The sequence below is a fragment of the Vibrio sp. 10N.261.52.C2 genome, assembly GCF_041471425.1.
Taxonomy (GTDB): Bacteria; Pseudomonadota; Gammaproteobacteria; order Enterobacterales; family Vibrionaceae; genus Vibrio; species Vibrio crassostreae_C.
Window position 1 is genome coordinate 1 of the sequence record NZ_JBFROH010000101.1, and the last position, 925, is coordinate 925.

At 43.1% G+C, this 925-nt stretch carries 1 protein-coding gene; it reads left to right on the forward strand.

Annotated features, from left to right (window positions below; all coding sequences use genetic code 11):
* Positions 1-726: pyridoxal kinase (gene pdxY / locus AB4307_RS21855; protein WP_372133522.1), on the forward strand; the 726-nt coding region annotated here is incomplete at its 5' end.
* Positions 727-925 lie beyond the last annotated feature (199 nt).

Sequence of the window (925 nt, forward strand, 5' to 3'; positions counted from 1 at the left end):
CAATATCAACAAGGTTGGACCGGGCAAACATTCGGCTCAGATGATATTCGAAACTTGATTCGAGGCTTAGACAACATCAACGTACTGAAAGACTGTGGTGCGATCCTATCGGGTTATCAGGGAAGCGCAGACCAATGTAAAGCGGTTGCTGAGTCGGTTAATTTAGTTAAAGAAAAGAACCACAGTGCACTCTATGTTTGTGACCCTGTAATGGGTGACCCAGATAAAGGTTGTATCGTTGAGGATGGCGTTAGAACCGCCATTACTAAACACTTGCTTCCTATTGCCGATGTTATAGTGCCAAACCAATTTGAACTAAGTGAATTGACCGGCATTAAAATCCTCTCCCTTTATGACGCGGTTACAGCATGTAAGAAAGCATTGGAGCTTGGTCCAAAGATGGTGCTCGTGAAGCATCTTCACTCATTACCCGATGACGCGTTCAGTATGATTTTAGCAACGAAAAAGGCATGTTATTTAGCCCAACGACCGAACATTGAATTTGCTCAACAACCGGTTGGTGTCGGTGACCTTATCTCTGGCCTGTTTACCGCAGGGTTAATAAAGAGAATGTCTCCCGTAGCTGCATTCCGACATGCAAATAACGCGGTCTATGGTGTGTTGGAGCTAACTAAAAGCTATGGCACTTGGGAGCTACAAACAATCAATGCACAATATGAATTTGTAGAGCCTACCCACGATTTCAACGTGGTCAAAATCGGGTAGAGCGTTTAACTCCGATAGTGGTGGAGGGTGTACCTATTCGATGGGTCGCATCCTACAAACGAGATTACGAGCTAAGACTAAACCTAGCTATATTACTCCCAGAAAGAGACGGACTTCACTTTATCCCTATTTATTAACTTCTCTGTTTATAGCTGTTCTTTTGATTAAACAGAGTCTCTGAATCATTTTAGAGAACATT